Annotated in this window: 7 protein-coding genes and 1 pseudogene; all 8 read right to left on the bottom strand. The window is 68.4% G+C overall.

Annotated elements, in window-relative coordinates; translation table 11 throughout:
- Positions 1-201: pseudogene (locus IEY89_RS27865) on the bottom strand (glucose-6-phosphate isomerase); the annotation flags it as partial.
- Between the two features lie 57 nt (positions 202-258).
- Positions 259-1,545 carry an MFS transporter gene (locus IEY89_RS27860; RefSeq protein WP_189150265.1) on the bottom strand — a complete coding sequence of 429 codons (1,287 nt, stop codon included), beginning with the start codon at positions 1,543-1,545 and terminating at the stop codon, positions 259-261.
- A gap of 133 nt (positions 1,546-1,678) precedes the next feature.
- Positions 1,679-2,014, bottom strand: a complete 336-nt coding sequence (locus IEY89_RS27855; RefSeq protein ID WP_189150255.1) for an RNA polymerase-binding protein RbpA — start codon at positions 2,012-2,014, stop codon at positions 1,679-1,681.
- Positions 2,015-2,258: 244 nt separating this feature from the next.
- Positions 2,259-2,495, bottom strand: a complete 237-nt coding sequence (secG, locus tag IEY89_RS27850) for a preprotein translocase subunit SecG (protein WP_079054207.1) — start codon at positions 2,493-2,495, stop codon at positions 2,259-2,261.
- A gap of 123 nt (positions 2,496-2,618) precedes the next feature.
- Entirely contained in the window at positions 2,619-3,395 is a 777-nt protein-coding gene (gene tpiA / locus IEY89_RS27845; RefSeq protein ID WP_189150254.1) for a triose-phosphate isomerase, read from the bottom strand.
- An 8-nt stretch (positions 3,396-3,403) separates the two neighbouring features.
- On the bottom strand, positions 3,404-4,615 hold the full coding sequence (locus IEY89_RS27840; protein WP_189150253.1) for a phosphoglycerate kinase: 1,212 nt from the start codon (positions 4,613-4,615) through the stop codon (positions 3,404-3,406).
- 131 nt (positions 4,616-4,746) lie between these two features.
- Complete coding sequence (gene gap / locus IEY89_RS27835; RefSeq protein ID WP_189150252.1) at positions 4,747-5,751, bottom strand: type I glyceraldehyde-3-phosphate dehydrogenase; 1,005 nt, start codon at positions 5,749-5,751, stop codon at positions 4,747-4,749.
- Between the two features lie 223 nt (positions 5,752-5,974).
- Positions 5,975-8,926, bottom strand: a complete 2,952-nt coding sequence (locus IEY89_RS27830) for a M14 family metallopeptidase (protein ID WP_189150251.1) — start codon at positions 8,924-8,926, stop codon at positions 5,975-5,977.
- Positions 8,927-9,025 lie beyond the last annotated feature (99 nt).

The following is a 9,025-nucleotide window of genomic DNA, read 5'->3' as shown; positions in this document are numbered from 1 at the left end:
GAGGGTGAGGGTCTCGTCCGTGATCAGGTGCTTGGAGTAGTCGATGTGCAGATCACCGACCTGGAGCGTGTACCCGGCACCGCGCCCGGGGTCGGTCGCGAACAGATCCCGCAGATGGGTGTCCGCCAGGTCCTCACGGTGCTTGGCCAGGGACGTCCACTCGGGCGTCTGGTTGAGCCTGCTACGGCTGTCTGCGTTCATCTCGGACTTCCGCCTCTTTCCTGCCTGGGCCCCCGCTGCCGGTCCCAACCTAATTGATCAGCACGTCGGTCGAGCCGTCGTCGGACCGTCGTCCGGTCCAACAACAGATACGTCCTCGCCAACAGATACGTCCGGCCGAAGCGCCGGTATCAGTGCGGTGACCGACAGAACGAAGAATGCGGCGGCCAGCAGGGCCGGCGTGTTGAGTCCCCACGCCGTCGCGACAGCTCCGCCCAGCAGCGCGCCCAGGGGTGCTCCGGCGACCGCCAGCGTACGGAAGGCCGAGCTGACCCGGCCCAGCATTTCGGCGGGGCTGCGGCGCTGCATCAGGGTCGTCGTGTTGACGTTCCACACCATCCCCATGAGCCCGAACACCGCCATGGCGGCCACCAGCGCGGCCAGGCTGCGCACCGAGCCCATGACGACGAGCGCGCCGATCTGCACCGTACCGGCGAGCAGCACGGCCCGTATCCGCCCGAGCCGGCCGACGAGTCGGCCGTTCAGCGCGCCGCCGGCGAGGCTGCCGACGGCAAACGCGGTCATCGCCGCCGCGTACCCCCCGTTGCCCGCGACCAGCCAGTCGGTGACCAACAGGACAAGGGTGGCGATCAGGGCGCCCATGCCCACGTTGCACAGGGCCGTGGCCGCGCACAGGCCACGCAGCGGCCCGTCGTGCCACAGGGTGCGCAGGCCGGCCGTGATCTCCGCGCGCAGGGTGCTGCCCGCCGGTCTTGGCGCCCGCGCGGACACGTCGGGCCTCAGCGAGGCGAGCAGAGCCGCCCCGACCAGGAAGGTGACGGCATCGGCCGCGAAGGGGACGGCCGCGCCCAGCGCGATCAGTACGGGCACCACCGGTCCGGCCAGCAGACCGCCCGCTATGCGCTGACCGGTCATCAGGCGGGCGTTCGCGCCGCCGAGCGCCTCCTTGTCGACCAAGGCCGGCAGCAGGGCCGTCGCGGCGTTGTCGAAGAGGGTCTGGAGCGTGGTCAGCGCGAAGGCGAGTGCGATGAGCAGGCCGATCGAGGCGTGCCCGAGGCCGACGGCCACGGCGAAGCAGGCGACCAGCAGCCCTCGTACCGCATCCACCGTCCACATGGCGCGCCGCTGGTCGACCCGGTCCGCGACGGCCCCGCCGAGCAGGCCGAAGACGAGCCAGGGCAGATAACCGCAGGCCGTCACGGAGGCGATGAGCAGGGGCTTGTCGGTGAGTGTCGTGGCGAGCAGGGGCAGCGCGGCCGTACGCAGCGCGTCGCCGAAGCTGGAGAGTACGGCGGCGCTCCACAACCGCCCGAAACCCCCGCGCCAGGCGGGCACACGCGCTCCCGCCAACTCGACCGTCGTCACCATTCCCCCTCGCGGTTCGCCGATTCACAAACCGTAGAGGGCACCACTGACAATCGGTCGGGGAGCCGGTGCGTGACGCCCCGTCAAACGACTCCGGTCAGGCACCTCTCGGTGCCTGACCGGCCGTCAACTTCTAGACCTCGCCCCGCAGTTTGGCGAGCGCCTCGGCAAGGATCGCCTCGCCGTCCGCATCGCTGCGCCGCTCCCGTACGTATGCCAGGTGCGTCTTGTACGGCTCGGTTCGCGGCGGGGCCGGTGGGTTGTCCCGGTCCTGTCCGGCCGGAAAGCCGCAGCGCGGGCAGTCCCAGGTTTCGGGAACCTGCGCGTCGCTGGCGAAGCTGGGCACCGTCTCGTGTCCGTTGGAGCACCAGAAGGAGATGCGCAGCCGTGGCGCGGACTCGCCACGCTCGGCCTCGCCCATCGGCCCCGCCCCGACCCGGCTTCCTCGGATCGCGTTGCCACTTGCCACGGTCGTAACTCCCTGCGTAATGGTGCCGCGAAGCGAGTCGACGTTTTCGCTTCGTTGCGAGCGCCTCAGTCTACGTAAGGCCCAACGCGCGTCCAGTGCTTGGAGTTACAGGCCCTGCACCAAGACGCAAGCCCCATGATAGGCCGCCCTTGGCGGGGCGTACCGAACATGGGGCCTTACGTGCGGAATGTGCGTGCGTAATGTGCTGTCGTACCGGAATTTGACGACCGGTGTCAGCCGCTGATCAGTTGTTCACCTTCATCAGGATGCCGAGCACCACAATGCACGCGAACCACAGCAGACCGAGCACCACGGTGATGCGGTCGAGGTTGCGCTCGGCGACCGAGGAGCCGCCGACGGACGACTGCATGCCGCCACCGAACATGTCGGAGAGGCCGCCGCCCTTCCCCTTGTGCATCAGCACGAGCAGCATCAGCAGCAGGCTGAAGACGATCAGGGCGATCGAGAACCCCAAAACCACGGCTGGACCAACTTCCTCGGATTCTGATGGACGACGGGGCCGGAACTCTCATTCGGAGCGCTCGGCGCACCAAATACTAGTTTCGGCCCCGCCAGGGTACGACGGATCTCCGCTAGCGCATACTCACTGGTCGCGGAACCGAACGATCTTGACGAACTCCTCGGCGTCCAGCGAGGCACCGCCGACCAGTGCGCCGTCGATGTCGGGCTTCGCCATGATCTCGGCGACGTTCCCGGATTTCACCGAGCCGCCGTACTGGATGCGTACGGCGTCGGCGACATCCTGGGAATAGAGCTCGGCAAGCTTCACACGGATCGCCCCGCAGACCTCCTGGGCGTCGTCGGAGCCGCAGACCTTGCCCGTGCCGATGGCCCAGACGGGCTCGTACGCGATGACGACGGTCTCGGCCTGCTCGGCCGGGAGGTCCTTGAGGCCGCCCTCGACCTGCGCGAGCGTGTGGGCGACGTGGTTGCCCGCCTCGCGGACCTCCAGCTCCTCGCCGACGCACAGGATCGGCGTGAGGCCGTGCTTGTAGGCGGCCTTCACCTTGGCGTTGACGAGCTCGTCGGTCTCGTTGTGGTACTGGCGGCGCTCCGAGTGACCGATCGCCACGTAGGTGCACTTGAGCTTGGCCAGCATCGGGCCGGAGATCTCGCCCGTGTAGGCGCCCGTGTCGTGCGCGGAGATGTCCTGGGCGCCGTACTTGATCTTGAGCTTGTCGCCGTCGACCAGGGTCTGTACGGAACGCAGGTCGGTGAAGGGCGGCAGGACCGCGACCTCACAGGCGTCGTAGTCCTTGTCCGCGAGGGCGAAGGCAAGCTTCTGGACGTGGGCGATGGCCTCAAGGTGGTTGAGGTTCATCTTCCAGTTGCCCGCCATCAGCGGCGTGCGAGTGGTCATGTGCGGAGTCAGCCTTCCAGTGCGGCGAGACCGGGGAGCGTCTTGCCCTCGAGGTATTCGAGGGAGGCACCGCCGCCGGTCGAGATGTGGCCGAATGCGTTCTCGTCGAAGCCCAGGATGCGCACGGCCGCGGCGGAGTCTCCGCCGCCGACGACCGTGAAGGCCGGGGAGTCGAGGAGGGCCTGGGCGACCGCCTTGGTGCCCTCGGCGTAGTCGGGGTGTTCGAAGACGCCCATGGGGCCGTTCCAGAAGACGGTGGCGGCGTCGGCGAGCTTCGAGGCGTACAGCGTGCTGGACTCCGGACCGATGTCCAGGCCCATCCGGTCCGCGGGCATCGCGTCCGCGGCGACGGTGGTCGGGTTCGCCGGAGCCTTGGTCTTCAGGTCCGGGAAGGCGGAGCCGACCAGCACGTCGACCGGGAGGATCAGCTCGACGCCGTTCTTCTCCGCGCGCTCGATGTACTCGTTGACGGCCGGCAGCTGGTCCTCCTGGACGAGGGAGGCACCGATCTCGTACCCCTTGGCCTTGAGGAAGGTGAACACCATGCCGCCGCCGATGAGGATGCGGTCGGCCTTGCCGAGCAGCTGGTCGATGACGGCGAGCTTGTCGGAGACCTTGGCTCCGCCCAGCACGACGACGTACGGCCGCTTGACGTCCTCGGTGAGCTTCTTGAGGACGCCGACCTCGGTGGCGATGAGGTAGCCGGCGTAGTGCGGGAGGCGGGCCGGCAGGTCGAGGACCGAGGCGTGTCCACGGTGCACGGCGCCGAAGCCGTCGCCCACGTAGACGTCGGCGAGGGCGGCCAGCTGATCGGCGAACTCGCCGCGCTCGGTGTCGTCCTTCGACGTCTCGCCGGCGTTGAACCGCAGGTTCTCGAGCACCGCGACCTGGCCGGCCTCGAGGCCGTTCACGACGTCGTGGGCGGCGGGGCCGACGGTGTCCTGGGCGAAGGCCACGGGGGCGTCCAGGAGTTCACCGAGGCGCTCGGCGGCGGGCAGCAGGGAGAAGGCGGGGTCCGGGGCGCCCTTGGGGCGGCCCAGGTGGGAGGCGACGAGGACCTTGGCGCCGGCGTCCGCGAGAGCCTTGACGGTGGGCAGGACGGCCCGGATGCGGCCGTCGTCGGTGATGCTGCCGTCGGCCAGCGGCACGTTCAGGTCGGCGCGGACGAAGACCCGCTTGCCGTCGACTCCTTCGGCGAGGAGTTCGTCGATCGTCTTCATGAAGGGGACTCCTAGGGAGGGCTCTTTTGTCCGGGAGGGGCTGGATCGATCAGCACGTGCCACAGGGCTCGGGCAACGCTGCGCTGCGTCGCCCGAGCCCTGTGCTCACATCGAAGTGCCTGCTCCGGTACTCAGAGCTGGTTGCCGACGAAGACCGTGAGGTCGACGAGGCGGTTGGAGTAGCCCCACTCGTTGTCGTACCAGCCGATGATCTTCACGCTGTTGCCCTGCACCATGGTCAGGGAGGAGTCGAAGGTGCAGGAGGCCGGCCAGCCGACGATGTCCGAGGAGACGATCGCGTCCTCGGTGTAGTCCAGGTAGCCCTTCAGCTGGCCCTGGGCGGCCTTCTGGAACGCGGCGTTGACCTCGTCCTTGGTCACCACGCGCTCCGTCTCGACGACCAGGTCGGTGACGGATCCCGTCGGGACCGGCACACGCATCGCCATGCCGTTGAGCTTGCCCGCCAGCTCCGGGATGACCACGCCGAGGGCCTTGGCCGCACCGGTGCTCGCCGGGATGATGTTCTCGGCGGCGGCGCGGGCGCGGCGCAGGTCCTTGTGCGGGAAGTCCTGGAGACGCTGGTCGCTGGTGTAGGCGTGGACCGTGGTCATCAGGCCCGAGACGACGCCGAAGTTCTCCAGGAGGACCTTGGCCATCGGCGCCACACAGTTGGTGGTGCAGGAGGCGTTGGAGATGATGTGGTGGTTCGCCGCGTCGTACTTGTCCTCGTTGACGCCGAGGACGATCGTGATGTCCTCGTCCGAGGCCGGAGCCGAGATGAGGACCTTCTTGGCGCCACCGGCGATGTGCTTCGCGGCGTCGGCCTTCTTGGTGAAGATGCCGGTCGACTCGATGACGATGTCGACGCCCAGCTCACCCCAGGGGATGTCGGCCGGGTCGCGCTCGGAGAGCACCTTGATCGTGTGACCGTCGACCGTGATCGTGTCGGCGGTGTGCGTCACCTCGGCCTTGAGACGACCCAGGATCGTGTCGTACTTCAGAAGATGAGCAGTGGTCGCGGTGTCACCCAGGTCGTTGACAGCCACGATCTCGATGTCAGCACCCTGCTCCAGCAGCGCGCGGAAGTAGTTACGACCGATGCGGCCAAAGCCGTTGATGCCTACGCGGATCGTCACGAACCGATCTCCTCGTTAGGTACGCCGGCTTTCGTGCCGGCGAGTTGTATGGGATGTCCCCGACCGCCTACGACCCTACCTCTCTGAGGCCCAGGTGGTGACATCGAGATGCCCCATACACGGCAGGGCGGTCCGTACCCGCCAGTAGGGGTACGGACCGCCCAGGTGCTGCACCGCGATTACCCGATCGAAATCGGTGCGATCACCCGATGAACGGAGCTGATCAGTTCTTCAGCGCGGCCAGTGCCTTGCCGAGGAGTGCCTTCCGGTCGGCCGCCGTGGCGACGTGCTCCAGGCCGAAGCCCAGCAGCACGGTGTCGTCGGTGGTGACCGCTCCGTACGTCTTGAACAGCTCGCCCGAGCGTGCCCAGTCGCTGATGACCGCGGGGCTGCCCGCGGGCGGTCCCGGGGTGCTCCAGGCGCCCAGGGACGTCTCGAAGCCCTCGACCGCGCCCGCCGTGCCGCCGGTCACGACGGTGGCGTTGTCGGCGAGGACGCCGCGGCCTCCGGATCCGGGGTCGGTGATGTAGCTGAGCGAGATCTCCACCGTCCTGCCCGCGTAGGCCGAGAGGTCGAACGCGACTTCCTGCCAGCCCTCGGAGGCTCCGGTGAAGCTGTTCCAGGAGCCGCTGGTCCCGGTGGGTGTGCAGGAGCCCGAGCCGCGGGTCAGATAGCGGGTGAGCGCGGGGTGGCCCTGGATGAAGTACCCGGCCTCGCACTCGGCGGGCACGGTGGTGCTGGTGGCGCCGCCCTTCTCCGGGAGCGTGGTCCAGTCGTCGGCCCCGGCCGTGCGGGCTTCGAGTACGGCGTGGTCGTAGCCCTCCTCCGTGTCCCACAGGAGCTGGGTACGGAAGGTGGGCGCGGCTGCCGCGCTCACCCCGGTGAGGTCGATGGTGCGGGTGAGACGGTTCCAGGCGTAGTCGGTGTGCGTGACGGCCGCCATGGAGGAGCCCGCGTACGGGCCGTACGGGTTGACGGTTCCGGGATATCCGCCCGCGCCCGCGCTGGCGAACTGGGGGTACGTCGCCACGGGCAGGGTGTCCGAGGTTGCGCTGAAGGACCCTGCCGCGTTCAGCGGGTTGCCCGGCGCGTCACCGAGGGCGCCCGTGAAGCCGGTGAGCTTCCCGGAGCCGTTGAACGCCTTGGCCGACGGTGTGGTCGTACGGGTGTAGGCGCCCAGGTAGTACTGGCTGAAGTCGTTCGACAGGGTGCCCCCGCCGAGGTCGACGGAGCCTCCGGCACTCTCGCCGGCCTCGATCAGCTTGCCGCCCTCGTTGAGGTAGGCGCGCAGCTGGAGCTGGGTGGCGTTGCCCGGCCGTACGGCGCCCGTGTAGTGGACGACCGTCCTGAAATGGCCGAGCACGCCGAGTGCGTCGGGTGCGCCCAGGGTGGCGACGTCCCAGACGAGAGGCTTCCTGCCGTTGGCCTTCAGGGCGTCGACGTATGTCTGCGTCTGTGCGGCGGTCGCGCCCTCCTCGGCGACGACGAGCGTGTCGGCGCGCGGCCGTTCGGCGACCGTGTACGTGAAGCGCGTGCTCCTGGTGGGCTTTCCGGCCTTCGTCTCGCCGGTGAACCAGACCTCGACCTTGTCGCCCGGGTCGCCGTCGGCGACCTTGGCGCGGTACTCGTCGAAGTACAGGTTGTCGTCACCGCCGAAGGTCTCGCCGCCCTTCCACGCCTTGAGCGCCATGTCCTCCGTGCGGCCACCGTTGACGCGGTATCTGAGTTCCTTGTCGCGTACGGACTTGCGTACCACGACCGAGATCTCCTGGTCGGCGCCGCGCGAGTACGAGGTGGTGAAGGGTGCCGGGGTGAAGTCCGGGGCGTCGACGCCGACCGAGGACTTCGGCTGGTCGGGCCTGGCCGCGGACTCGGCGATGGACAGGGCGAACGGGATGTTCTTGGTGAACTCCTCCTGGATCAGCTTCTCGTCGTCCGGGAAGGTGAAGACCGAGGCGCAGTCGGCCGCGTTCCAGGCGTCGTCCGGATAGAAGTTCGACACGGTCTGACAGGTCGACATCTCCGGGGTGAACATCGCCGCGCCGTTGACGTTGGACGCGTGGCCGTTCGCCTCGCCGTTGGTGCTGTACAGCTCGGAGGAGAGCTGGGGGCGGGAACCGGGGATCGCGGAGTTCTCCGGTGTGCCGGCGAGCGACTTGTAGAGGACGTCGTCGGGGCTGGGCGACGCCACCTGCCAGCCGACCCCGTAGAGGAGGAGTTCGGCGGCTGAGTGGTAGTTGATGCCGTACTCGAAGCCGATGCGCCTCTCGAAGGAGTCCAGGGCCTTGGTCTCGGGCTCCGAGTTGGGACCGGCGCCGCGGTAGGTCTGGCTGGTGGGGAACGGGGACGAGCCCTCGTCGTCGTAGCCCCACTTGTAGGCGAAGTTGCGGTTGAGGTCGACGCCGTCGCCGATGGTGGTGGCGCCGTCGCCGTTGACGTCCCGCATGTTCTTGCGCCACTGGCGGTCGCCGTCGGCCCGGTGGGTGAAGTCGTAGCCGTCGGGGTTCGCGGACAGGACGAACCACAGTTCGGTCGAGTCGACGATCTTCTTGATGCGCCGGTCCTTGGAGTAGTTGTCCAAGTAGTGGTGCATCAGACGCCGGGTCATCTCCGGCGTGATCCATTCCCGCGCGTGCTGGTTGGACAGGTACAGGACGGACGGCTTGGCACCGTCCTTGGTCTTCTTCGCGCCCTTGGTCAGTTTCAGCGCGAGGATGTCCTGTCCCTGAAGGGTCTTGCCGATGGAGACGACCTTGGTCAGGGCCGGGTTCTGCTGCGCGGTCCGGAGGATCTCCTCCTGGAGGTTGCCCGCTCCGCTGTACGGCCGGAAGACGCCGTCGCCGGCGGCGGCCACACGCGCGCGTGCCTTCGCCGTGAGCGTGTGCTCCTTGAGGTCGACGCCCTTGTCCTCCAGCTGGTCGGCCTGCTTGTCGGTGAGGTAGACCTCGACCGTGGCCGTGCCCTTCTCCGGTGCCTGTTCCCCGAGTTCGTGACCGTCCTGGCCGGTCGCGAGCAGCAGGGGTATCTGCGCCTTCGTGACCTCGGCGCGGAAGACCTTGACCTCGTCGGCACCGGGCGTACCGGTGTCCTCCGCTGCCACGGCGACGGGCACGAGTCCCGCGCCGCCCAGGATGAGAGTGCCGGCGGCGAGGATCGTTCTCGCTCTGCGTCTCATGTACCCCCCTAGCGATGATCCGCCGCAGTGGCGGACCAGATGCCAGGCTCATGACAGTTCATGATCCAGTCAAGGGGGCACCGACAACTGACGAACGCC

The sequence above is a fragment of the Streptomyces lacrimifluminis genome (assembly GCF_014646095.1).
GTDB classification, from domain to species: domain Bacteria; phylum Actinomycetota; class Actinomycetes; order Streptomycetales; family Streptomycetaceae; genus Streptomyces; species Streptomyces lacrimifluminis.
The sequence above is the reverse complement of the archived record's forward strand: the minus strand, read 5'-3'. Positions and strand labels throughout refer to the sequence as shown.

Coding starts and splice junctions, on each gene's coding strand:
- IEY89_RS27830 (WP_189150251.1), bottom strand. CDS start 8,926: ATGAGACGCAGAGCGAGAACGATCCTCGCCGCCGGCACTCTCATCCTG.
- IEY89_RS27840 (WP_189150253.1), bottom strand. CDS start 4,615: ATGAAGACGATCGACGAACTCCTCGCCGAAGGAGTCGACGGCAAGCGG.
- tpiA (WP_189150254.1), bottom strand. CDS start 3,395: ATGACCACTCGCACGCCGCTGATGGCGGGCAACTGGAAGATGAACCTC.